The sequence below is a fragment of the Paenibacillus sp. 32352 genome (genome assembly GCF_002042965.1).
Classification (GTDB): Bacteria; Bacillota; Bacilli; order Paenibacillales; family NBRC-103111; genus Paenibacillus_S; species Paenibacillus_S vulneris.
On sequence record NZ_MZNT01000001.1, the window covers coordinates 707,590 to 732,814 of the forward strand.

A 25,225-nucleotide genomic window follows, 5' to 3' on the forward strand; every position below is an offset into this window, starting at 1 on the left:
TCTACAATCAATCGTGTACTAATTTCCAACTTTTCGGATTTCTTCCCGCCCCACAGTTTCGATGAAAGCACTGCCAGTCGGTAAGGCGGATGATCGAACCGGAGACTGTATTTGGTGATATCAAGAACAATCGGGGATTCAAAAGATTCCTGCTTCGAGGCTTACCCAAAGTAAGCTTAGAGGTCGGGTGGCTTTCGCTTGCCCATAATTTGCTAAAGAAAGCGGCAGTAGACCTCCAAAGTTGTCTTCCACATTTGACGACATGGAAGCTTTCTCTTGAAGGTGTTTTGTTTAGTTTCATGCTGTGGGTCAGTCCCAAACCGCCTATGGGCGGTTTATTTTTTTATAGACATATGTTATAAAATAACATAATATTATGTTGTAAACGAACACAAATGTTATAAATTAACCTAATGCTATGAAAGGATGAACTCTATTGATACCAAAACCCAGATTAAACCGGATGTTCAGCGCCCAGGGAAAATGCTTTGACGTCGCTATGGATCACGGCTTTTTCAACGAGACTTCCTTCTTGTCCGGCATCGAGAATATGAAGCAGGCGATCACGGCAGTCGTCGAAGCGGGCCCGGATTGTATCCAATTAAGCCTTGGCCAGGCTCGCCATTTACAATCGATTCCCGGTGGACGCAAGCCCGGACTTGTTTTGCGTACCGATGCGGCTAATATTTACGGTCATACGCTTCCGCGCTTTTTGTATAGCGAGTTGATCGACAAGGCCGTAGAGCACGCCCTGCGCATGGATGCGGTGGCGGTTTGCGTGAATTTACTGCTGCTTCCAGGCCAGCCGGAGCTTCACCATCAATGCGTCAAGAACGTCTCTTTGCTCAAGACGGAGTGCGAGAAATACGGCATGCCGCTTATGGTCGAACCGCTGGTCATGCTGCCTAACGAAGCAAAGGGCGGCTACATGGTAGACGGTGATATCGACAAGATTTTGCCGCTTGTCCGGCAAGCGGTGGAGCTGGGCGCAGATGTGATCAAAGCGGATCCGTGCGATCATGTGGAAGAATATCATCGCGTTATCGAGATCGCTTCCGGAATTCCCGTTCTTGTGCGGGGCGGCGGCCGGGCCGGGGATGAGGAAATCGTCAGCCGTACCGTGCAATTGATGAAGCAGGGCGCTTCCGGCATTGTATACGGCCGTAATGTCGTTCAGCACCCGAATCCGGCCGGCATGACCCGGGCCTTGATGGCGATTGTTCATCACGGGGCTGCTGAAGCGCAAGCATTAGCTCTGCTCGCCGGGGAATCTGCAAAATAAGGAGAGAAGATAGGTTATGTCAAAAACGATCATACGTTTCGGCGTCATTGGCTGCGGATTAATGGGCAAAGAATTTGCCAGCGCAGCGGCCCGCTGGTGTCATTTGGCCAATATCGATTTCGAACCCCAAATTACCGCTGTTTGCGACGCCAACATCTCAGCGACGCAATGGTTCAAGGAGCATGTGCCAAGTGTGGAGGCCGTGTATACGGATTATAAGGAGCTGCTGGCCGACCCCTCCGTTGACGCCGTATACTGCGCCGTGCCGCATCATCTGCACGCACAAATCTATGTCGATATTATAGAATCTGGCAAGCATTTGCTAGGCGAGAAGCCGTTCGGAATCGATCAGGACGCGAACCGCCTCATTCAGGAAGCTGTCCTGAAGCATCCCGATGTTATCGTACGCTGCTCTTCGGAATTTCCGTTTTTTCCGGGGGCTCAGCGAATCGTTCAGTGGGTGAAGGAGAAGAAGTTCGGTACAATTATGGAGGTGGAGGCGGGCTTCTGGCATTCCAGCGATCTGGACCCGGGAAAACCGATGAATTGGAAAAGGCAAATCGCTTCGAACGGCGAATATGGATGTATGGGGGACTTGGGCATGCATGTCCTGCATCTGCCGATGCGTTTCGGCTGGAAGCCGAAGTCCGTTCGAGCGCTGCTGGCCAACATTATACGGCAGCGGCCGGATGCTTCGGGGAGCCCAGTTCCTTGCGAAACTTGGGACAACGCGATTCTTGCCTGCGACGTCGAGCTGGAAGACCAGCGGTTTCCGATGGTTCTATCGACCAAACGCATCGCCCCCGGGCATGCTAACACCTGGTTTATCCGGATCGCGGGAACGGAATGTTCCGCGGAATTTACGACCAAGCATCCAAAGCAGATCACCTATTTGCCGTATACGCCGGGAGGCGTTCAGGCATGGCATGTGGAGGATGCGCCCTATCAATCGGCCTACGGCACCATTACCGGAGGCATCTTCGAGTTTGGCTTCTCGGATTCGATCCTCCAAATGTGGGCGGCCTTCTGTGATGAGTTAGCGCACGGGAAGGACGCAAGGCTCCCCTTCCACTGCGCGACGCCGGAAGAAGCAGCCGGCAGCCACAAAATCTTCACGGCGGCATTGGAGTCGAACCGGACCGGACAAACGATTCCAATTGACTGGAGGAATTGATATTGAAACCCGATGAGATGGATGTGATTGTTGCCGGACACATTTGTCTGGATATCATCCCGGCAATGGAGGAGACGCATGCGGGAACGAGCGCTTTCCTTGCTCCGGGCAAGCTTGTCAATATCGGACCGGCAATCCTCTCTACCGGAGGCGCCGTCTCCAACACAGGTCTTGCACTTCACCGGCTCGGCGGCAAAGTGAAATTGATGGGCAAGATCGGAACCGATCCGTTCGGTGAGACAATACTGACGATATTACGCCAGCATAGCCCGGCATTGGCTGACGGCATGATCATCGCACCTCATGAGCACAGCTCGTATTCCATCGTCATCAGCCCCCCGCATAGAGACCGCACCTTTCTGCATTCGACGGGAGCGAACGATAGTTATTCGGCTGCGGATTTGACTCCTGCACACCTGCAAGGTGCGAGGCTGTTTCATTTTGGATATCCCCCTCTCATGCGCAAAATGTATGAAAATCAAGGAGAAGAGCTGGCCTTACTGTTAAAGAAAGCAAAGGATCACGACCTTACCGTATCTCTCGATATGGCGAGGCCCGACCCTGATTCCGCAGCAGGAAAGGTCGATTGGACCGCTGTCCTTACCCATGCGCTGCCATATGTTGATATTTTCATGCCTAGCTTCGAAGAGATTCTGTATATGCTGCAGCGAGAGAGCTTCGAGCGCCTGCTGGGGGAGGCTCCTGAAGGTAATCTGCTGTCTTACGCCGCTGACGGAGGGCTTTTGAGTGAAATGTCGGAGCAGTTATTGCAGATGGGAACAGCTATCGCTGCGATTAAGCTGGGAGAGCACGGATTGTACGTGCGAACGACATCCGATGCAGACCGTCTGAGAGCCATGGGGCCGTGTGCGCCTGAACAAGCGATCGCGGAGCATTGGCTCGGGTGTGAGATGCTGACGGCCTGCTACGAGGTGGATGCTGTGGGGACGACGGGTGCCGGCGATTGCACGATAGCGGGTTTCCTGACAGGGTTATTAAGGGGCTTGTCACTGAAAGAGTCGCTTCATGCCGCAGTCGGGGCCGGTGCGTTCAATGTAGAGCGGGCGGATGCGACAAGCGGGATTCCGAGCTGGCAAGAGGTCTGGGAGCGAATCGGCCGGGGATGGGCCAAGCACGGGATGAAGCTAGATCTAACTGGATGGAGCCTGCTGGAGCCTGGATTATGGGTCGGCCCGCACCATCAATTCTATGTTGAAGGGCAGGAATGAACGATGAAAAGAAGCGAATACCAACGGGCTCAAGAAAGGGCGGCGGCCATTCTGAAATCCGGCGGCATTGTGATTGCAGAGCCGGAAGCCGAGCATATCGAAGTCGCGGATTTCGGGCTAGGAGACCTTGAAGTTCAGGGTTTGCAATTAATTACCTATGTAAATTCGGATCGTTACTGCGCCAAGGAGCTGGTCCTGTTCCCGATGCAAACATGCCCCGAGCATCTGCATCCGCCGATAGACCATGAACCCGGCAAAATGGAAACGTTTCGCTGCCGGTTAGGAAAAGTATTGCTCTATGTCGAGGGCGAGGCCGCTTCCGACATTCAGGCCGCGCTTCCGCCGGGCAGTGAGGCATATTACACCGTTTTCCATGAAGTGGAGCTGAATCCGGGAGAGCAGTATACGATCGCACCTGGAGTCAAGCATTGGTTTCAAGCGGGCGAGGAAGGGGCCGTCGTATCCGAATTTTCCAGCACCAGCCGGGATGAGTACGATCAGTTCACCGATCCTCGTATCGCAAGGCTGCCGGTTATCGAAGAGGACGGGCAGGATCGGACATGAGGCTGTACGGAAAAGATTGGTCTCGTCGCGAGTTGGAGGCGCGTGTAGGCAGAGTTGAGCAAATAGCCGGCATTCGGCGATTCCTCAGCACGGAAGGGAAGGAGTCGGGTGTTGAGCAGATTCAGGTTCGCACCGGCGCGGGGCTATGTTATTATGTAACCCCAACCAAGGGATTGGATATTTCCTTAGCAGAATTCGGCGGAACGCCTATCAGCTGGCAGTCCCCTAACACTGACGTCCACCCCGGCTATTATGCCGCACAGGAGAATGAATGGCTTCGCACGGCGTCAGGAGGCTTGCTGATGACCTGCGGCTTGACTCAAGTCGGATCGGCTTGCGAGGATCAAGGGGAGCAGCTCGGCTTGCACGGCCGGGCGCATCATACCCCTGCAGGCCAGGTTGCGGCAACAAGCGTGTGGCAGGGAGACGAAATGGACATGACGATTTCCGGCGTAGTAGAAGAAACGTCCATATTCGGCGGAACGCTTCGTCTCTCCAGGCAAATTCGCAGTCAACTCGGCAGAAACGAAATCATCATCCGCGATGAGGTGCGGAATATGGGCTTCTCTCGCTGTCCTCATATGCTCTTGTATCATTTTAATTTTGGTTTTCCCTTATTATGTGAAGATACGCGGATTTACATCGGCAGCAATGAAGCCGTTCAGGCGAGGGAGAGCTCGGTGTTGATTGACGGATACGACCGTTGGCAGTCACCCGATCCCGCTTTTCAAGAAAAAGTGTACTATCATAGCTGCGGGGCTCAACCGGAAGTCCGTATTGAAAACGCTAACTTCCCGCTGGCGCAAGGTGCCGGAAGGATTCGGGTTAGGCTTTGCTGGTCGGCTGAGACGCTTCCGCTGCTTGTACAATGGTACATGCCAGGAGCCGGAACGCATGTGCTTGGCCTGGAGCCGGCCAATTGCCGTGTAGAGGGCAGACGGAAGGAGCGGGAGCAAGGAACACTTGTGTATTTGGAGCCAGGCCAAATCGTGCGGTATGAAATCAGGTTGAATGTGGAACAGGTTACTGGGATAATAGAAGCATGAAGAAAAGTTACGGGGGTTCACATGTCACAGTCGCATAATCAAGTAAACCAACGCCAACAGCAAATTTTGGATCGGATGGCTCTGACCGGCGAGGTAAAAATCGCCGAGCTGAAGGAGATGTTCGATGTTACCGAAATGACCTTGCGTAGGGACATGGAAAAGCTGGAGCAGTGGGGGCATATAAAGCGCACCTTCGGTGGGGCAATCCTGCTCGGCAAGGATATCGAGCTGCAGGAGCGTATCGGCGTCTTGATCGAGGAGAAGATGCGAATCGGCAGGCGTGCGGCTGAGCTAGTGCAGCCCGGAGATTCGATCTTTCTCGATGGAGGCTCGACGACTCTGCAGGTGGCGCGATGCTTGGCGCCGGACCGCAATATGACCGTCGTTACCAACGCGCTGAATATCGCCGCCGAGCTTCGAGGGAAGCGGATTCCGACTATTATCGTCGGCGGCATGATGCTGGATGCGACGGATACTCTGATCGGCCCCGTTGCAGCCAACGCGCTGTCGACCATGGCGTTCGACCGGGCGTTCATCGGAGCAACGGGGATGGCTGTCAAGCATGGCTTCAGTAATTCCAATATGTACGAGACAGAGATTAAGCGTATCGCTATCGCACAGTCGGCTGAAGTGAATATTGTCATGGACCATACCAAGTTCGGCAAGCAGGACTTGTTCTCCTTCGCGGCTTTGAATGCTGTGAACAGGCTGATAACGGATAGCCTCCCTGACCGGGAGCTGAGCGACGCTTTGCTGGAAGCGTCCGTTGAGGTAGTGGCTGACGCCTAAAGTCAAGTGTATTATAAATCCGAAAGCTCAAGCGGGCCGTCCTGATGTCATCACAGATGACAGGACTACCCGCTTATTTTATACCTATTATTTAAACTCACCCAAATAACGCTGACGACTACACAGATGCAGTGCCGCTTATGGTAGGTAGGGCCTTAAAATGCGGTTTGAAATTTGACTTTCCTCGGTAAATCCCCGGTTTATCGCAAAATCGGAACCTGAAAAACAGTATTCGAACTATCCAATCCGCCGAAATTTCTTTATGGTGAAAGGGAAAACCATCATGAAGAAAGGGGCCGTTACATTTGACAGGGTTTATCGAGGAAATTGTAAAAAAACGCCAGCTCTATTTACTGGCCTTGCCGGGCATTATTTTTTTGGCCATCTTCTCGTATATTCCGATGTTCGGGCATCTCATAGCGTTTGAACGCTTTCAGCCTGTGAAGGGAATATGGGGCAGCCCTTGGGTAGGGCTGGACAATTTTAAGTTTTTTTTCGGAGGGAGCGATTGGCTGCGGGTCACCTTCAATACGGTGTACTTGAATCTGTTATTCCTCCTCTTCGGGATCGGCTTTGCCATCGTGCTCGCCATTCTGATCAATGAAATTCGCTCGGTCATCGTCAAGAAGCTCAGCCAATCACTGATATTTCTTCCATATTTCATCTCCTGGCTGGTCGTCAGCCTGATGATGCTCGCCTTTATGAGCACCGACGGTATTTTGAACAACGGACTGAAGCAGATCGGGATTGGCGGGATCAACTGGTACCAGAATGCCAAACTGTGGCCGTTTATTTTAACCTTGGTCTACGTCTGGAAATTCGCGGGCTATTACTCGATTATATTTTTGGCGGCGATCGTCGGCATTTCTTCGGAATATTACGAATCGGCAAGGATCGACGGGGCGACCCGGTTCCAGCAAATCGTTTTTATTACGATTCCATCGATCCGTTCTGTAATTGTTGTCCTGCTGCTGCTCGGAGTCGGAAGAATTTTCTTCGGCGATTTCGGGATGATCTACGGCATCGTCGGGGACAACTCCATTTTGTATCCGACCACGGATGTGATCGATACGTATTCGTTCCGCGCGCTGCGCCAGCTGGGCAACTTCGGCATGTCTTCCGCCGTCGTTCTGTATCAATCCGTTATGGGCTTGGCGGCCATTTTGATCTTTAACAAAATCGCTAAAAAAATCGACCGCGAGTCGAGCTTATTTTAGGAGGGCTTATGGAACATACCGCTGTGGCTTTACCTGGAAAACGCGCTCGAACCCGAATCCGGGAAGACCAGTCCTGGGGGGAGAAATTATTCGTAGTCCTCATCTACGCCGTCGTTATTTTGTTCAGTCTGGTGTGCGTCATTCCGTTCTGGATCGTGCTGGCGGATTCGTTCGCTTCCGAGACGAGCTTTTTGCAGCATGGCTATCAGCTTCTTCCGAGTGAATGGAGTCTCGATGCATATATATATTTGCTGCAAGGGGAGCAATTTATTTCCAGCTACAAAAATTCACTGATCGTCACCGTCGTCGGAACGGTACTGGCCGTCCTCATGACGTCGATGTTCGCTTATGTGCTTGCCCATCCGATGGTGAAATACCGCCATATTTTATCCTTTCTGACGTATCTGGCGATGGTGTTGGGCGGCGGGCTAGTCGGCTTCTACATCATGGTGGCGAATTGGCTGCATTTGAAGGATTCCTTGTGGGCACTGATTCTTCCTTATTTGTTAAATCCATTCTATGCCTTTATTCTCGTTGCGTTCTATAAATCGCTTCCATATGAAATCAACGAGGCGGCGACGATCGACGGAGCGGGGGAGATGAGGCTGTTTTATACGATCATCATTCCGATATCCACGCCGGTCATTGCGACAGTCTCACTCTTCTATGCGATTCAATATTGGAATGACTGGTATTTGTCGCTCTTATTCATTGACAATCACAAGCTGCATCCCTTGCAGTTAATGATTCGCCAGTTACTTTCCAATCTCAATGTATCCGCTTACGTAGGGGGCGGGGCGAGCTACCAGGTGACGGCGCCGACAAATGCCATTCAGCTGGCGATTGTCTGCCTTACCATCGGACCGATCGTCTTCCTCTATCCGCTGCTGCAAAAGTATTTCGTAAAAGGCATTACCATTGGGGCCGTCAAAGGCTAATTCAACGATACATAGGAGGTCATTTGCACATGAACAAGAAAAAAACGACCGGCGCAGCCGCAGCCATGCTTTTGCTTACAGCTCTGTTGATGGCATGTACGAACAGCGGAGCGGAGCTTTCCGACACGGCCAAGAAAGCCGATAATACGGGAGATGGGAAAAAGCAAGAGCCAGTGACACTGAAAATCATGGTCCCGGGCGACCGCCCCAAGGATTTCGATGAGGTCATCCAGGAGGCGGAGAAGCGAATGGCCAACTCCGTTAACGTCAAATTGGATGTGGTCTTCGTACCGTGGGCCGACCTGGCGCAAAAAACGCAGGTTACCCTCTCGTCCGGCGAAGAGATCGATTTGATCTTCGATGCACCGTGGCTGCATCTTACACAGCAAATCGCTGCAGGCAGCTACGCGCCGTTGGACGATCTGCTCCGGCAGTACGGACCGACGATTTTAAAGAACCGTCCGCAGCAGATGTGGGACGCCAACAAATTCGACGGAAAAATTATGGGTATCCCGAACGGAAATTCCTTCCTGCAGGGCCGCGTTTACTACGTGCGAAAAGATTTGCGTGAGCAGTTGAATATCCCGCCGATCAAGACCTATGACGAGCTGATCCGCTTCGCCTATGCCGTCAGAGACGGAGTTCCTAACATCACACCGTTCATTCCGGCCGGCCAGGACGTGAAGAAAGGATTGTCGGAGGGCGCATTCCGTCATTATTGGGCAGATAATAAGGAGAATATCGCCCCGAGCCCGGCGCTTTCGGAATCGCTCGTCTTGTATACCAAAAATAACGACGGAAAAATTTACAATCTATTCGATCAGATGGAGCCCATGGTCTGGTCCTGGATTCAAAACGCCCGCAAGCTGTATCAGGATAAGATCATCAGCCAGGATGTTCTGGCGATCAAGGACGAAGCCGAGCTGCTCAAGCAGGGCAAGGCGGCCATCATTGCCAGCAATGATTTCGGAGTGAGGGACGACGTGCAGAAAGCGTTGAAAAACGCTAACCCCAAAGCGGAATTGGAAGCGGTGACTTTCATGAATTTGGAAAAAGGCGCCATGGTGACGAATTCCCTTCAATACAACTTCATTTCCGTTCCCGTCGTCAGCAAGCATAAGGAGCGTGCCATCCAATTCCTCGAATGGGCCAATCAGAAGGAAAATTATGATTTGCTGGTGTACGGGATTAAGGATAAAAACTGGGAAGCCGTCGGGGACGACCAGTACAAATTCGAAGGCGACGGTTACAAATGGTTCCCGTTCGTATGGGTTTGGAATCCAACGACCGACAGGCAGGATGCGAGCCAGGACGAGGAGACGAAAAGGCTGAACAAGTGGACCTCCGATGCAAGCAACTTCAAGATCGACAAGCTGTCTGGATTTACATTCAACAACGCAGCAGTCAGCAATGAAATCTCGCAATACGTTAGTATCGAAGCCAAATACTACTCAGCCTTGTTCAACGGCGTGGTAGATCCTGAAACCTACTGGTCCAAATTCAAAGCGGAGGCTGCACCGCTAGCCAAGAAAATTCAATTGGAAGAGCAAAAGCAGATCGACGCATTTCTTGCTGGCAAAAAATAGCGGGACGCTTCATCAAATACGAGAATTTGTGCTTTAATGAATAGGAAAAAAGAAATGAAGGGGAATAAGAATGCTGCGATTACGGCCTGAAAAAACATACCTTCGTAACGTTTTGAATATGGGAATTTTGTTTACGGTGATCATTCTCATCTTCTCCTATTTATTAAGGCAGCAATATGCCAAGCAAGCTTATGACGACATAAACCATTTGATGGAAATCAAGACGGACAGTCTGAGCCAAGGCTTCGAGTACCAGCTGGATCATCTTCGTTCTTACGCCTTAAGCATGTATCAGGATCCGGACATCTTCAACTGGCTGATGTCCGATCTTAACGATCCTTTGGCTGCGGCTTCGTCCTTTAAATCGGTTTCGAAATTCATGAGCCTGCAGTCGTATATTGGAACGACCTATCTGGTGAACACCAAAACGCAGCGGGTAATCGACTCCAAGGAAGGCATCCATACGTTTGCCGAATTTTCGGATCAGAAGATGCTGGCACGCATTAGCAGCCAGCCTCCGATGACTTTAAGATTTTTCGATCATACGCTCGGAGACGAGTCCTTTCTGGCCTTGATCGTGCCTGCGAACCGCTCCCAAATCGCAAGCCAAGGATATCTGGTCATTTTATTGAACAAAAGCCTGCTCGAAACCTATTTGCTGCAAAATCTGAACGATCCCGCCACTGGCATCGTCATTACCGACAGCGAGCAGAACGTCATTCTTGGCAGCTCCGGCGCGTTCCGCGAGAAGCAGATGCTGCGTCAAAACTCGGCTAACCATCAATTCGTAGTTGAAGGCAATGTCTTTCTAATCCATTCCCATGCCTTTAAATTAGAGGACTGGACGCTGTATTCCACCGTCCGACTGAAAGACATCAGCGGCAAAATCGACCGAATCCAAATGGAAATACTGGGGATGTGCCTTTTCCTGCTGCTGCTGCTTTCCGGGCTTACCTACTGGAATTCACGACGCCATTTCCTGCCGTTCAGTCAATTGGCGAGCCAGATCAGGCAGACGGTTGCCACGGCCGTGTCCGTCCCCGAACCCAGCCGAAATACGGAATTCGCCATCATCAAATCGGGTCTAGACCATATGGTCAAAACCGTAGAAGAGATGAACCACATCATAAGAAACCATCAGGAAGTGGTCAAGAACGAATTTTTGCGGCAATGGCTGCTGCAGGGGACCTACCATGAATCCTTCCTGGAAAATAAAAGCATGAAGCTGCTGCTCTTTCCTGAACTATATTTGGCCGTTCTGCGTATTAACCGGTTCAAGTCTTTCTCGGACCGCTATTCCTACGCTTCGAGGAAGCTTCTTCTGTATGCAATGGGCAATATTACAAGTGAAGTGATGGGGAGGCACGGCTTTGCTATCGAGAATGTGGACGTGGGCAGCGATCATTTGGTCGTGTTTATCGGCGGTGGAAAGCAGGAGAGGACTCCGCTCCAGGCACTGAATGAAGCGCGGGAAGAGATCGGCCGCTGGCTGCAAATTCGGGTTACCGCAGCAATTAGCGGCAGAACGCCCAAGGAGGGCAATATGCGCAGCCTGTATGACCGTATTTACGACCTGACTTTGCTGGGATTTTTCAACGAGAAGGACAGCGTGTATGTAGAAGAAGATATGCCGGATTACTGGCCGAAGCCGCAGTCGGGGCTCGACGAGAAGCTGGTTCAGGAGCTGATCCAGGCCGTTCGCAAATCCCGGAAGGATCAGGTTCAAGAGCTATTGGACGCGATCTTCGCCGAGCTTCACCATTTGTCCTATGCGGAATGCCAGTTTCAGCTGAAGCTGCTGTTTTTCTATATTTTCAAAGCTTTCAATAAAGTGATGCTCGATCAGGAGCTGGGCGGGGTGGACTTATTACGAAGATTCGACACCTTAGCCGATGTGAAGGAATGGATCTGCCAGCAGCTTGCCGGTATTATTGACAGCATTGCCATCAAGCATTCCAATTCAAACCGGAAGGAAGAATTGGCTGCGGAAATTTTTGATTATGTCAAACAGCATCTTCAGGATCCGATGCTTTCTTTGGAGGGGATTGCGGATTATTTGATGCTTTCCGTCAGCTACGTCCGATTGGTATTCAAAGAGACCTACTTGATTACACTTTCCGATTTCATACACCAGGAACGGCTGGAGCAGGCCAAGCAATTGCTTGTTTCCACAGATTGGCCAGTGCTTCACATTGCGGAACGATCCGGGTTTCAATCGAAAACGACGTTTTTTACTTCATTCAAAAAGTATACGGGCTTAACACCGAACCAATATCGAGAGCAAAAGAGCGAATAACGGCAAGCCGCAGCAGGCAGCGGCGTGAAAGGGGGTGAAATAGCAAGCAACCAAAAAGCCGGTCAATTGCGGTGTACCGAACCGAATGCTTTGAACTTTGGAGGTGGATGAATGATGTTGACGCGAAAAACCAGAAAATTGCTAAGTTTTGTGCTTGTATGGCTAATGGCCATTAGCAGCATTCCTATCACGCATGCGTCGGAGAGCGGCCAGCCGGTCATGATCAACTGGCTGGAGCAGGATATGGACACCCATTTCGACGGCGGAGTAAGTCCTTTTACGCTGGATAACAGCAGCAGCGGCGGTTCGCAAAGAATCGTGCAATGGAACGGTAACAATGCGCTTGAGTTTCGTGACGCTTCGCTCGGCACCAATGCCGCAAGTTATTTCTATTATCAATTGAACAACGGCAAGCTAAAGGACAGGATTAATGCGATTTACGGTATGCCGACGGGAAGCGCTCCGGTGGAATTCATCCTGGAATACAAGCTGAAGCGCAGCGCCGCCAGCGACAAGCCAGTGGCCAAGGACATCTATGCCCAGCTGCAGTTCGCGCCGTACGACAACGTGTTGATTCCCCGCTTTCCGGCCGGTTATCCGAGCATTTCCGGTACAGCGGCTTATCTGAACAGCGATCCGAATGCGATGGGAACGATTAACGACAGTGACATTCCGAGCTATCGTTTCAAGATCGTTCCGAACGGCGGGCAGAAAACGATTACGAGCATCAAGCTGGCCTTCTCCGTCCGCGTCGACACCGGCGGTACGGATGATGCCTACATCGTCGACGATTTGGCGGTCTACGAGGTGGCAAGCGGGCAAAATCAGGATACTGTACCGCCTGCGGCACCGTCGAATTTGACGGTCACGGGGAAAACAGATACGAGCGTTAGCCTGAGCTGGACGGCTTCGACGGATAATGTCGGAGTAACAGGATACGATATGTATCGAGATGGCAAGCTACTGAAAACAGTAAGCGGTTTCACAACGAGCGATCTTGTACCCGGATTGATGCCAAATACGGCTTACCGGTTTACCGTCAAAGCGAGGGACGGAGCAGGGAACGTATCGGGGCTGAGCAATGAAGCCATCGTCACTACATTGCCCTCGATCAGCGGGATGCCGGAGCCATTCGGAGATACGGATATCGGCAGTGTGGGCACGGTGGGCCGTGCCGTTTATAACCGGGATACCGGCACCTTCAAGGTTCAGGGCTCCGGAACGGATATCTGGGGAACGGAGGATGCGTTCCACTATGTATACCGGCCATGGACGGGCGACGGGCAGGTGGTGGCGCGCGTCTACAGCGTCGAGAATACAGCCCAATGGACCAAGGCAGGGGTTATGATCCGAGGCGATATAACGAAGCAGTCCCCTTACACAATGATGGAGGTGACGCCTGCGGGAGGGGTCTTCTTCCAGGAACGGCTGCAGCCAGGAGCGGACTCCAGCCAGACGGCAGGAACCAAAGCATCCGCGCCTTACTGGGTGAAGCTGGTGCGGCAGAATAATGTGATCAGCGCGTACGATTCGGCCGATGGCACGAACTGGACGTTCGTTAAGAAAGAGGCGATGAATCTGCCGGAAACGGTTTATTTCGGTCTGGCGGTAACAAGTCATAACAACAACCGGCTGGCGGCGGCGGAATTCGATAATGTGAGCGTCGGTCCCATTCCGCCTTCGGACAGCACGAATGCACCTTTTCCCGGCACTTTAGACAGCCGAAGACAATGGCTGTGGGGCAAGACGAAATCGATGTCAGAGCTGGGTGGACAGCTCAATATTACACAGTACGTCGCGCAAATTCTCGACGGGCAGAATGTCACCGCTAATCTTCAAAAGCTCGACGCTATGTTCCAAACGTACGACTGGGAGCAGTACAAAACGGTCGCCAAAATGTATGCCTATTTGCTGGTCGGCGACCGGTTCAGCAGCGCGATGACGGATCATGTCCGGTGGTATTTCTCGCAATATGCCTATGCAAAGCTCCCCCAAACCGAAAATCTCCGAATGAGCAATTACACAGCAGGTTATTTGGTAGGGCAGTATTTGCCCGATTTGAAGGATTTGAACGGCAAGTCCGGGGCTGTGCTGAAAGCTGAGAACCGGGCTAATCTCGAGGAGATGCTCGATTCGGGAGTTCGCTACGGATGGGCCGAATATGAAAGTCCGGAATATACGTTCATGACCTATTTGTGCTTGAACGCCTTGTACCAGTATTCGGATGAACCAGATTTCAAGCAGAAGGTTAAAATGGCCATGGACATCATGTGGTTCGAGTGGGCGAACGACTGGATCAATGGAACGTTCATCTCTACATCCAACCGGGCCAAGGGAGACTCGGTTTCGGCAAGCGATCCGACATGGAGGGGAGCGGACCATACCGCTCTGTCTTGGATGTATTTCGGCTCCTACCGGGCGCAGGAGAGAATCGGCGAATCGGAAGGGATGGCGCCTGTAACGTACCGCCCGTATCTCGAATATTTGGGCCTGGTACTGTACCGAGGTATGAGCTATGCACCGCCAGAAATGGCTGTCCGAATCGGCCAAACCGCTGATAAAAGCTACGTGTCCCGCAAAGCCAATCTGCAAAATTCGAGCGGCCGCAATCTTCGCACGTACCGTCAGGCCTATGTCCGGCCGACTTGGGGCTTGTCTACCGAGGTAACGTATGACCGCGTCGACAACTGGATTGAAGATATCCCCGTGGTGCTGCGCTGGCATTCTCCCAAGCCGAATCCACTCTTCCGTCTGTCCGTCGATCAGGGGGATGCACCCATTGGCAATTATGACCAGCCGGCCAACCATCGGATTATGCAGGACGGTAAAGCGGCGGTGGGCGTGTACAAACTGCTAAATACTCCGAGTTCCAATTTTATTAACGCCATGTTCCCGGACACCGGTTCGATTATTGCGAGAGAAGAGCAGGCGGGATGGGTATTATGCGATGCCGGACCGATGTATTTCGCTTTTAAGATGATTAAGCCGTATTCATGGTATGAACAGACGCCAACCGATCCGGCGAACAAGGTCAAGACGACGGCCCAGCTTCATCCTACCAAACAATTGCTCTACAGCTACCATATCCTTCGCAGTCAGGCCGATACGAATGGATGGGTGCTTGAAACCGCAGACGCTTCCGAGTATAAGGACTTTGCTGCCTTCAAGAACGCGGTTCTTGCGAATACGACAGTCGACAGCACGCATATCAACGAGGCCAACCCGCGTCTGATTTATAAAAGCTTAAGTGGGGATTGGATGGACATTACGTTTGATTCCGCTGCGGACGCATACAACAATACACATAAAATCAACAATACGCCCGTCGATTATTCCGCCTTCAAACTGTTCGACACACCTTGGCTGCAGCAGGGGCAAAACGCCGTTACGTTCACTGCATCTCAGGGAGGCGAGTCGTTGACCTACAATTTCGCCGATTGGACGATCACCCGCTCGGTTGCTCCGGCGGCGCAGCAGGGGAATAGGAAGCAGTAAAATCGGACTTTTCCCCGGTATAATGGTTCTTCACTCCGGTTTTCCGGTCATCCGCTTTCCGATACACTATCCTTTGTAAGCACTTTCTTGCAGGAGGACATGAAGATGGAGCTGGTGACCGCCGGAACCGCTGTTGAAAAGAAGACGACTCCCCGGAGTCGACTTGGAAGGTTATGGAAATACAAGCTGCTATACCTGCTGCTGATGCCTGCTTTTATTTGGGTGTTCCTGTTCGATTATCTCCCCCTGTACGGGATCAGCATCGCGTTTATGGATTACAACGTCATTCAGGGCTTCTCCGGAAGCGAGTGGGCGGGGCTCAAATATTTCCGGATGCTGTTCGAATCCGAGATGTTCCGCAATGCGTTCAAGAACACGCTGCTGATCAGCTTGTACAAAATGATCAGCGGCTTCCTGTGCCCGATCGTTCTGGCGCTTGCCTTGAACGAAATTCGCGCCGTCTGGTTCAAGAAGACGCTTCAAACCGCCGTCTACCTGCCAAGATTTGTTTCCTGGGTCGTATACGGCGGGATCATTACACTGCTGCTTTCGCCAGAGACTGGCGTCGTCAACAAAATCGTCGAGCTGTTCGGCGGAACGCCCGCTTATCTGCTCGTCGAGCCCGCCTACTTCCGGACGATACTGGTCGTGACCGACGCGATGAAGGAGATGGGCTGGGCAGCCATCATCTATATGGCCGCCATCGCCGGGCTGAACCCGGAGGTATACGAGGCGGCGGTGATGGACGGAGCGACGCGGCTTCAGCGGATCCTTCACGTCACTTTGCCGGGCATCACAGGAACGATCGTCGTTATCTTCATCCTTAGAGTCGGATACATCATGAGCGCCGGGCTGGATCAGGTGATCAACCTGTACAATCCGATGGTGTTTGAAGTTGGCGATATTCTGGATACCTACATATACCGGGTAGGCATCGAGCAGTTCAGCCTCAGCCTCGCCGCTGCAGCCGACGTCATCAAAGGTGTCATCGGGCTCGCACTGGTGCTGATCGCCAATCATATCGCCAGGCGCATCAACGATTCCGGCATTTTCTAGCGAAGGAGAAGAGAAACGATGAAGCTCACGAGAGGCGAGACCGCCTTTGTTACCGTCAACTATACCGTACTCACCGCCTTAACCGTACTAATCGTCATTCCTTTCTGGTACGTCATAACCATCTCGGTGACACCGTATCACCTGTTCAGCGAGAAAAACGGATTCATCCTGTTTCCGACCTCCTTCAGCTTGCAGTACTACGAATATTTACTGCAGAAAGGCTCCCTGATCTATACCGCCTACGGCACCACGATCCGCAACACGGCGGCGGGTGTCCTACTGGCTCTGTTCCTGACCACAACGGCCGCTTACGCGCTGGCAGAGAAAAAGCTGCCAGGCAGGCGGATCATCCTGCTGTACTTTCTCTTTACGATGCTGTTCAAAGGCGGGATGATTCCCACCTATATCACGATCAAGCAGCTCGGGCTGCTCAACACCGGCTATGTGCTCATCCTGGTTATGGCTTACAGCGCATTTAACATGATCATTATGAAGTCGTTCTTCGAGGGTATCCCGGACAGCTTGAAGGAATCCGCCTCGATCGACGGAGCCTCGGAGCTCAGAATGCTGTGGCAGATTGTGCTGCCGCTGTCCATGCCGGTGATAGCTACCATCGGTTTGCTGTATTTGGTGGTGTACTGGAACGATTTCTTCAACGCCATGCTGTATGTGACCGATTGGCACAAAGCGCCTGTGCAGCTTGTTCTTCGCACGATCGTCGCCAGCTCCAGCCTCCCGCCGGAGCTGCTGGAAGCGGCAGGCTCGACGCCACCGCCCACGATAGGCATCCAGATGGCTGCCATTGTCATTGTAGCGCTGCCAATGCTGATCATTTACCCGTTCGTGCAAAAATATTTCGAGCAGGGCATGCTGGTCGGATCAGTGAAAGGATAGTGGGATCGTCCGCCGTAAATAGGATTGCAGCCGGGGAGAAATAGACAACTGATTGGAAGGAAAATAAGGAGGTTTATGAATGATGGCGAGTTCAAAGAAAAGATGGCCGCTCGGCATACTGACCGCCGTACTGGCCGGGACCGTAACTGTTGCGGGTTGCAGCAAGGAGAATGGGGTAGGAAGCACTCCGCCTGCGCCCACAGGGGATTCAGGATCGCCTCAGGCGAAGGCGGAACCCCCCTATGAGCTTAAATGGCTCCGGGCTCAAGACATTTCTAAGCCTTACGACCCTTCAAAAGATGTAGTCAAGCAGGCGATCGAGCAAAAGCTCGGTGTGAAGATTGTGCCCGAGCTGGTTGATGTTCAGCAGTACAAGACGAAGCTGAATCTGAAAATGTCCAGCGGTGACATTCCCGATGTAGCAAGAATCGATTTTGCTGACGATTTCCAGAAGTATGCCCTGCAGGGAGCCTTCGTCGATCTGACCAATCTGATTAACGAGAAGGATACTCCGAACATTCTGAAGGAGGTACCGAAGGACGTTTTCGAACAGGCAAAGGTCAACGGCAAAATGTACGGGATTCCTTATCAAGGAGGGCCTGGTGCCGGGTACCGGTGGAATTTGGTCCTTCGCAAGGACTATCTTGAAGCGGCGGGAAGCGCGGTGCCGAAGACGCTTGACGAATATTACAATCTGCTGAAAAAGATCAAAGCGGAAAAGCCGGAGGTTATCCCGCTCGGTGGGTATACAGCTCAAATCGGGCAGCCCAAGTACGCCAACAATTCCTTCGACCACATCTTCGGCGCGTTCGGAGTGACGCCGGGTTATTTTACGGAGAAAGACGGCAAGTTCAGCAACTATGACATCGATCCGAGAATGAAGCAAGCCCTTCAATATTTGCAAAAAATGTATGCGGAAGGTCTGATCGATAAGGAGTTCGCCACCATCAAGGAGGAGCAGCTGCGGGCGAAGCTGTATAGCGGCAAGCTGTTCTCCTGGATGGGCTGGTGGTCTACGGCAAGCGATTACGACACCCAGATCGAGACAAGCGAGCTTAAGAAAAGAGGCAAGCTGGCCGCAGACGGGAATCTCCCGAATCAAGCCGATCAGCCGTTCAAATATTTGACCCTGACCGGTTCGCTTACGGGTCCGGACGGCAAGGCGGTGGCTCCAATGGGAGCGCCTTTCTCCCAGATGCACGCCATCAGCGCGAAAACCAAGGATCCCAAAAAAGTGCTGGGCATTATCGAGCAATCGTTGTCTCTCGACAACCAGATGCTGACCGTTTGGGGCATCGAAGGAGAAGACTACAAGATCGAGAACGGCAAGATGAAGCTGGCCACCGATCTGATCGACCCCAAGACACAGCTGGACAAGAACGGGAATTTCCGCGGGACGCAGGGCTATCTGTTCGCTCCCGGGCTGCAAGGGTGGCCGCGATACCTTGAATCGCTCCCGGTGCGAAATGCACAGGCACTTGATATAGCAATCCATAATCCGTACCAGATTACCGATGCTTCCAATTATCTGGATTCCCCGACCAAAATCGCCAAGCTGGTGGAGTTGAATACAATGCGCGACTCCGTCTTCACACAGATCATTATGGGCGGTGACATCAAGAAATTCGACGAGTTCACGGAGAAGTGGAAGGCGCAGGGAGGCGCACAAATTTTGAAAGAGCTGGAGGAGTCGCTGAAGAAGAAATCAGGCAAGGGGTGATTCCGTAATGAAAAGGTGGTTCGGCAAGATAAGCATGCTGTTAATTGTGACGTTGCTGATACAGCCGCTTCCGGTTTCCGTAGAGGCGGCGGATTCGGCACCGTTGTTCGAGGACAGCTTTGCCGGAGGGCTTGGTAATTGGGATATGTTCGGCAGCACGGCATGGCAAACCGCGGGCAGCGGAGCAGAGGCGGTGCTAACAGGCTCGACGACAGCGACCTCCCCTCAGCGGGCTATTGTGAAGACGTCTTCGCTACCGTACAGCTCCAAGGATTACGTCATGGAGTTTACGGCCAAAGGAGACCGGTTTCGGGCGCTGTTCCGCTACAGCTCCGGTACCAGCTACTATTTCATGGAATTCAAAAACTCCAGTTTCGTCGAACTATGGAAATACCCAGAGTCGCCCTCCGCCGTGCAGGTGGGGGCTTCCGCAGATATTAGCGCAGCAGTTCATGGATTTCAGCTTGCGGATACGCATTCCTATCGGATTGAGATAAATGGAAGCGGTTTCTCATTGCTCGTCGACGGCGCTAAAGCTGCTGCCTTCAACGACTCGTCCCTTGCGGCTGGCGGGGTAGGCTTCTCACTGAAAAGTATCGGTCCGGCCGTTCATTTGAGCGTAGATCGTATCGCGGTCTGGCCGCTTTCCTCACAATCAGCGTTCGGGATCGTTCATACGCCTCTAACCGAGGTTCCGTACAATGCCGATGTACCGGTTGCCTTTACCGTAGCGAATGCCGCCTCGGCAGTGACGGCTCAGATCCGCTATGCTTACGGAAGCGACGGAACCGAACAGACGGTTCAGGCATCGGGAGGCGGCAGATCGTATTCGGGCACGATTCCGGGAACGAACCGGTCCGACCGTATTCGCTATTATATTACCGCCCAAGACAGCTCCGGCCAAACCGCGCGCTATCCGGCAACGGGAGCAATCGAGGTCGCGATCAGGGAAATAACGCCTTACCGGAACGATTTTGAAGCGGAGCCGGCAAATACAGCCCCTGTCGGTTGGTCCGTGACGGGGGCCGGGACGAAGGTGATTCAGCTGCCGGATGGGAACAAGGTGCTGAATCTGAATGGGTCGGGGAGCGCCAAGCTGAATCTTCCCATGTATCAGAATGCCGATAACTTCGTCGTCAAGTTTAAGGCCAAGTATGAGCGGACCAGTACAGCGGTGCAGAACACATGGCGGCTGCGATACCGCGCCGCAGACGACGCGAACAACAATGCGCTGGAATGGGCAACGCATAATTCCAAATATTTTCTCATGCGGAAGACGACGCTTGGGGGCAATTACTATATCGCCAACTATGTCAAATCGCTGCTCGGCGACTGGCATGACTATGAGCTGCGCGTCAGCGGCATTACCCATAAGCTGCTCATAGATGGTGTGGAGACGGCAAGCGGTGACGATTCTGATCCACTCGCTTTGAAGAAAGGCTATTTTCAATGGAATGTTGTTGGCGGAATTAACCTGATGATTGACGATTTTTCCATCGATCCGCTGCCTGTGCCCTATGTGATCGATCTCCAACCTGCCGGCAATTATGCTGGAATTTATTCGAAGGAGGAGTCACCGGGCCTTAGTCTCGCTTTGGAAGCCGGAGCAGAGCCTCATGAGCTGCGGATCGATTATACCGTACGACGGGCGGACGGTGACGGAGCGCTTGCCGCATCAGGCTCAAAAACGTACAGCTTGGCCAGATATGCAAATCAGCGGGACACGATTCCCTTCACCCCGGACCTCAAGGAGATCGGGACCTACGAGGTATCGGCCGACTTTACGGTGGACGGCGTGAAGCAGCCCGAACAATCAAAGCGGATGCGCCTTGCGATCATTACCAAAGCGGCGCCTATCCCGCAAGCCGATCTGGACAACGAGAGTAAATTCGGCTTGAATACGCATTACGCATTGAACTGGAGAGACGATATCATAGACGGCGCGCGGAAGATGGGTGCCCGCAGCCACCGTTCCGGGATTTCTTGGGAGGATGTCGACAGAAATATGAAGGACAGCTCCGGCCGGACGGTTTACAATTACAGCGGGACCGATTCTTTGCTAAATAAGCTATTCTCCTACGGGTTTAATCAGATTCCGGTGCTCGGTATTGACCGGAACGCTTATTATCAACAGGGAACGGCCAACACGCCAGCTGCTCTTAAAGCAATGGGTGACTTCGTTGCGAATGCCGTCAGCCGCTACAAGGGCAAAATCCGGCAGTGGGAAATGCCGAACGAGCCTGAGATTTTCTCCAAGCCTTATATCCCGGAGGAATTCGTACAGCTGCAGAAAACCGCCTATCTGGCGATGAAAAAGGCGGATCCGGACGCCATGCTGCTGGCCGGTGACCACACATCCAGCGTATTGAGCGTGCTTCCAAGCGAGCTGGAGCTGGGCTCCTTCGACTATGCCGACGCTTATTCTTATCATCCGTACGTATACAATTCGATGCCGGACGGGAATCTCCAAAATATGATGGATGGAGTCAAACAGCTTGTAAACGCTTATGGAGGCTGGAAAGATTATTATTTGACCGAGGGCGGATGGCCGACGGCCAAAGCAGGCTACCCGTCAGTTTCGGAGGAAACCCAGCGGGACTATATCGTCCGGGCTTTTCTCAACTATATGATTACCGATCAAGTGAAGGTCTACGAATATTATAACTATAAAAACGACGGTACGGATGACCGGTACTATGATATTTTCTGGGGTATCACGGACAATGACGGAAGACCGAAGCTCGCTTATACTGCGGTCAATCAATTGATGACCTCTCTGGACAAGGCGCGGTATGTCGGAACGTACGATACCGGAGATGCGGATGTCGCCGTGCAGGTTTTCCTGAACGAAGGATTACCGGTGACGGTCGCTTGGAGAAAGGTCGACCACAAGGACGATCCGGCGGTTCGCGCACCTGAAAGCGCCATCACACTGCCTTTTGCTGCGGCAGGGGTGAAGCTGAAGAATGTTAACGGCGCGGAGCTTCCGGTAACGGGTGCAGGTGGGGGTGTACAGATCACTGTCAGTGGATCACCCGTTTACCTCACGGGTGTGCCTGAGGATTTCGTGCTTGGCGCTGCCGCACAGCTGCTGAAAAATAAGGCGCAGGAGGCGGCCGCCAAGCTGGACCGGATGCGCACGCCAGCTAACGCCGTCCTTGTGGACGGGGATAAGGCGGAGCTTAGTCGCATAACTATGGAATGGGAGACAGCCTTGGGGAGCGGAAGGAGCTCGTCCGGACTGGAACAGGGAATCAAGGACATCTACCGGCTGATGACCCGGATAGCGGGTCAGATCGAGGCAGGCTCCCTAGAGCGAGCTCCCGGCTACGTGGCTCTGGAGGCACTGTATAACGCGGCGGAGAGCGCCTCTGTTACCTTATCCTACACACTTCAAGGCGTGGGCGCGAATACCCTCGATTATGCGGCAGCCGTGCAGACGGCCACCGCCGCCTTCAACACGAAGAAGGGCGATTACAGCGTAATGCCCGTCTCGGCGTCTGCCGTGCTCCGCATGAACCGGTACGGCCGCTTGGCGGAAGCTGCTTCGGCCAGAGGCAGCTATGCGGATAGCTACGCCTACAATCTGCTGGCACGGGAATTCGCCGGTGCGGCATTGGCGATAGTTCGTTCCGAGCCGGTTAAATTCGTCGGCGTCAAGGCTAGTGTCGTACCGACGGAAATTACCGGGGAAGCCGGCCATCCAAGCGGATTCCAGCTATCCCTTGTCAACGATACAGATACTCCGCAGCCAGTGACTGTGCGGATGAAGCTGCCGGAGGGTTGGGAAGCCGCACAAACGGATCCGGCGGAAGCCACCGTGATGATTTCGCCGCACGCATCGCTTGATCGGCTTTACCAAGTGAAGGTCCCGGACCGTACGGTCAAGGGACGTTATGAAATCGCATTAGATATCGTCTTCGACGGAGCGGTTCTGGATACAAAGAAGGTTCAACTGACCATAGAAGACGGCATCGGCCTGAAACTGCTGCCCGTCAAAAAAACGATCGAACAATTGGATGTCGTCTCCGTGCAGCTGACGGGAACGTCGTCGTTTGAGAAATCGGGCCGAGTAACGGTTAAGGGCCCGGATGGCGTTGCGCTTGAGCCTATCACCTCCGATACGTTCAGCAGCTTGAAGAAGGGCGACCGGCTTCAGCTGGATTTCCGCTGGACGTATCATAAACCTGCTGCATTCAACGAATACGGCATCGACCTGCAAGTCGAGGATACGGCAAGCGGTAAAGTGATCTTCCGCGATCCTGCGATGCCCGTCGACTTCAACCTGGTGCAGAAGGCACAGGCCATAACGATCGACGGTGATCTGAGCGATTGGAACGATGCTTATCCGTTCCATCTCCGCAGGAACGATCAGAATGCGGACGGCTTTCACGATCCCGGTAATCTGGAAGCGACGGCTTATGCCAAATGGGCCGAGGACGGGATGTATTTCGCCGTGTCGGTCCGCGATAATATCCATAAGCAATCGGAGAATGCGGCGAATATGTGGAAGAACGATTCCGTTCAGATCAGCCTGGATCCTCTGAGCAATCGGGAGGCTCCGTACGGGGCGGACGATACCGAATGGGGATTCGCTTTGACGAACGACGGTAGTCTGCCCGTTCATATTTTCTATTCAGCCCCGCCCAATCCGAACGGCGAAGTAAGCGGCCGTGTTCCTTTCAAGGCGGTTCGGGATGAAACGGCCAAACGGACGATTTATGAATTCAAAATTCCATCCGCTTATGTGAAGGATTTGAAACCTGGACTCGGAGGGAAAATCGGCTTGAATGTCGCAGTGAACGACGCGGATCTGCAGAACGGAAGGGACAACTTCATCCAATGGACCCCCGGCACGGCGGATTCGAAGAATACGGCCCTGTATGATGCGTTTACGTTCATTGATTATCAGCCACAGCTTCCGGCAACCGGCGTTTCAGGTGTTGCGGTGCAGCCAGAGGAGCTGCTGCTCCAGCCGGGACAGGGGGCTGCGTTAATAGCCGTCGTTACGCCGAAGGACGCAACGGATAAGTCGTTGTCCTGGTCGACCAGCAACGCATCAGTTGCCGAGGTCACTTACGGCGGCGTCGTCACCGGCGTTAGCGAAGGCAGGACCGCTGTGACGGCGACGACCACTGACGGCAGCTACAAGGCCTCAGCTGCCGTGATCGTGGACGGCACGCCACCGGTAACGGCCGACGACGCTGCTCCAGGGTGGCAGCGAGCAGGGCAGACCGTAACCTTGTCCGTTTACGATGCCTTAAGCGGTACCGCCCGGACGGAGTATCGGCTTGACGACAGGCCTCTGTCGGAAGGGACATCGGTTCAAGTGAACGGTGACGGAATGCATGTACTCGTATACACAAGCACGGACCGGGCTGGCAACCGGGAAGTTCCCAAAACGGCGGTGATCCGTATCGACTCCGCTCCGCCGTCGTTTCAAGTGATCGGGCCGCTTACGGTGTCCCGTGCGGCTTACGGAACCCTGACCTTTGTCGCGGAGGATACGCTAAGCGGCGTAAAGGAAGTCTCGTACCGGCTGGACGGCAAGCCGATCCAAAGCCCTTATACGATCGAACCGATGTCACTGAGCGTTGGGGAGCATCAACTGATGCTGGAAGGCACAGATGCGGCAGGCAACAAGACGACGGTGCAGCAGGTGTTGACAGTTATGTTGACCGTAGAGGAGCTGGGCGACTTGATTAGGTATGGGTACAACAAAGGCTGGATCGATGGCCGGGGCATCCGTGACAGCTTGCTAGCCAAAGTGGAGGCCGCTCTGAAAGACGCCGCCCGAGGCAATCAGAAGTTCGATTTCACGCCGCTGATTCATGAAATGGAGGCCCAAGCTGGCAAACACATAGACGCAGCATTCGCTTCACGCTTGTTGGAGGATATCGAGTATTTGCGGCGAAGCATGAAATAAAGATACTTTTTTT

At 53.0% G+C, this 25,225-nt stretch carries 15 protein-coding genes and 1 pseudogene; all 16 read left to right on the forward strand.

Annotated features, from left to right (window positions below):
- Window positions 1-77: 77 nt before the first annotated feature.
- Window positions 78-227: pseudogene (locus B1728_RS03255) on the forward strand (transposase); the annotation flags it as partial.
- A gap of 209 nt (window positions 228-436) precedes the next feature.
- A complete protein-coding gene (locus B1728_RS03260) occupies window positions 437-1,282 on the forward strand; it encodes a class I fructose-bisphosphate aldolase (RefSeq protein ID WP_256865206.1) in 846 nt (281 codons plus the stop codon).
- A gap of 16 nt (window positions 1,283-1,298) precedes the next feature.
- Window positions 1,299-2,456, forward strand: coding sequence for a Gfo/Idh/MocA family protein (locus B1728_RS03265; protein WP_079908718.1), 1,158 nt, complete (start codon window positions 1,299-1,301; stop codon window positions 2,454-2,456).
- Window positions 2,457-2,458: 2 nt separating this feature from the next.
- Window positions 2,459-3,685: a carbohydrate kinase family protein gene (locus tag B1728_RS03270; protein ID WP_256865207.1), complete on the forward strand. Its 1,227-nt coding sequence runs from the start codon at window positions 2,459-2,461 to the stop codon at window positions 3,683-3,685.
- Window positions 3,686-3,688: 3 nt separating this feature from the next.
- Window positions 3,689-4,249, forward strand: a complete 561-nt coding sequence (locus B1728_RS03275) for a D-lyxose/D-mannose family sugar isomerase (protein WP_079908719.1) — start codon at window positions 3,689-3,691, stop codon at window positions 4,247-4,249.
- Window positions 4,246-5,295, forward strand: a complete 1,050-nt coding sequence (locus B1728_RS03280) for an aldose 1-epimerase family protein (RefSeq protein WP_079908720.1) — start codon at window positions 4,246-4,248, stop codon at window positions 5,293-5,295. Before B1728_RS03275 ends, B1728_RS03280 begins: the two co-directional genes overlap by 4 nt.
- A gap of 21 nt (window positions 5,296-5,316) precedes the next feature.
- The gene (locus B1728_RS03285) at window positions 5,317-6,084 is read left to right on the forward strand and encodes a DeoR/GlpR family DNA-binding transcription regulator (protein ID WP_079908721.1); all 768 of its coding nucleotides are present in this window, start codon (window positions 5,317-5,319) and stop codon (window positions 6,082-6,084) included.
- Between the two features lie 305 nt (window positions 6,085-6,389).
- Entirely contained in the window at window positions 6,390-7,301 is a 912-nt protein-coding gene (locus B1728_RS03290; RefSeq protein ID WP_079908722.1) for an ABC transporter permease, read from the forward strand.
- An 8-nt stretch (window positions 7,302-7,309) separates the two neighbouring features.
- Window positions 7,310-8,239, forward strand: coding sequence for a carbohydrate ABC transporter permease (locus B1728_RS03295; RefSeq protein WP_079908723.1), 930 nt, complete (start codon window positions 7,310-7,312; stop codon window positions 8,237-8,239).
- A gap of 29 nt (window positions 8,240-8,268) precedes the next feature.
- Window positions 8,269-9,825 (forward strand): DUF3502 domain-containing protein, encoded by a 1,557-nt coding sequence (locus B1728_RS03300; protein ID WP_079908724.1) that lies wholly within the window; start codon window positions 8,269-8,271, stop codon window positions 9,823-9,825.
- A gap of 70 nt (window positions 9,826-9,895) precedes the next feature.
- A complete protein-coding gene (locus tag B1728_RS03305) occupies window positions 9,896-12,121 on the forward strand; it encodes a helix-turn-helix domain-containing protein (RefSeq protein ID WP_079908725.1) in 2,226 nt (741 codons plus the stop codon).
- Window positions 12,122-12,232: 111 nt separating this feature from the next.
- Window positions 12,233-15,616: a fibronectin type III domain-containing protein gene (locus B1728_RS03310; RefSeq protein ID WP_256865208.1), complete on the forward strand. Its 3,384-nt coding sequence runs from the start codon at window positions 12,233-12,235 to the stop codon at window positions 15,614-15,616.
- Window positions 15,617-15,721: 105 nt separating this feature from the next.
- Complete coding sequence (locus B1728_RS03315; RefSeq protein WP_079908726.1) at window positions 15,722-16,672, forward strand: ABC transporter permease; 951 nt, start codon at window positions 15,722-15,724, stop codon at window positions 16,670-16,672.
- 18 nt (window positions 16,673-16,690) lie between these two features.
- Window positions 16,691-17,566, forward strand: coding sequence for a carbohydrate ABC transporter permease (locus B1728_RS03320; protein ID WP_079908727.1), 876 nt, complete (start codon window positions 16,691-16,693; stop codon window positions 17,564-17,566).
- Between the two features lie 79 nt (window positions 17,567-17,645).
- Window positions 17,646-19,286, forward strand: a complete 1,641-nt coding sequence (locus B1728_RS03325; RefSeq protein WP_079908728.1) for an extracellular solute-binding protein — start codon at window positions 17,646-17,648, stop codon at window positions 19,284-19,286.
- A 7-nt stretch (window positions 19,287-19,293) separates the two neighbouring features.
- Window positions 19,294-25,212 (forward strand): OmpL47-type beta-barrel domain-containing protein, encoded by a 5,919-nt coding sequence (locus B1728_RS03330; protein WP_079908729.1) that lies wholly within the window; start codon window positions 19,294-19,296, stop codon window positions 25,210-25,212.
- Window positions 25,213-25,225: the final 13 nt, after the last annotated feature.

Excerpts from the sequence above, each read along its gene's own strand:
- B1728_RS03330 (WP_079908729.1), top strand. The coding sequence starts at position 19,294 with ATGAAAAGGTGGTTCGGCAAGATAAGCATGCTGTTAATTGTGACGTTG.
- B1728_RS03310 (WP_256865208.1), top strand. The coding sequence starts at position 12,233 with ATGATGTTGACGCGAAAAACCAGAAAATTGCTAAGTTTTGTGCTTGTA.
- B1728_RS03320 (WP_079908727.1), top strand. The coding sequence starts at position 16,691 with ATGAAGCTCACGAGAGGCGAGACCGCCTTTGTTACCGTCAACTATACC.
- B1728_RS03325 (WP_079908728.1), top strand. The coding sequence starts at position 17,646 with ATGATGGCGAGTTCAAAGAAAAGATGGCCGCTCGGCATACTGACCGCC.
- B1728_RS03280 (WP_079908720.1), top strand. The coding sequence starts at position 4,246 with ATGAGGCTGTACGGAAAAGATTGGTCTCGTCGCGAGTTGGAGGCGCGT.
- B1728_RS03285 (WP_079908721.1), top strand. The coding sequence starts at position 5,317 with ATGTCACAGTCGCATAATCAAGTAAACCAACGCCAACAGCAAATTTTG.
- B1728_RS03295 (WP_079908723.1), top strand. The coding sequence starts at position 7,310 with ATGGAACATACCGCTGTGGCTTTACCTGGAAAACGCGCTCGAACCCGA.
- B1728_RS03315 (WP_079908726.1), top strand. The coding sequence starts at position 15,722 with ATGGAGCTGGTGACCGCCGGAACCGCTGTTGAAAAGAAGACGACTCCC.
- B1728_RS03275 (WP_079908719.1), top strand. The coding sequence starts at position 3,689 with ATGAAAAGAAGCGAATACCAACGGGCTCAAGAAAGGGCGGCGGCCATT.
- B1728_RS03305 (WP_079908725.1), top strand. The coding sequence starts at position 9,896 with ATGCTGCGATTACGGCCTGAAAAAACATACCTTCGTAACGTTTTGAAT.
- B1728_RS03300 (WP_079908724.1), top strand. The coding sequence starts at position 8,269 with ATGAACAAGAAAAAAACGACCGGCGCAGCCGCAGCCATGCTTTTGCTT.
- B1728_RS03265 (WP_079908718.1), top strand. The coding sequence starts at position 1,299 with ATGTCAAAAACGATCATACGTTTCGGCGTCATTGGCTGCGGATTAATG.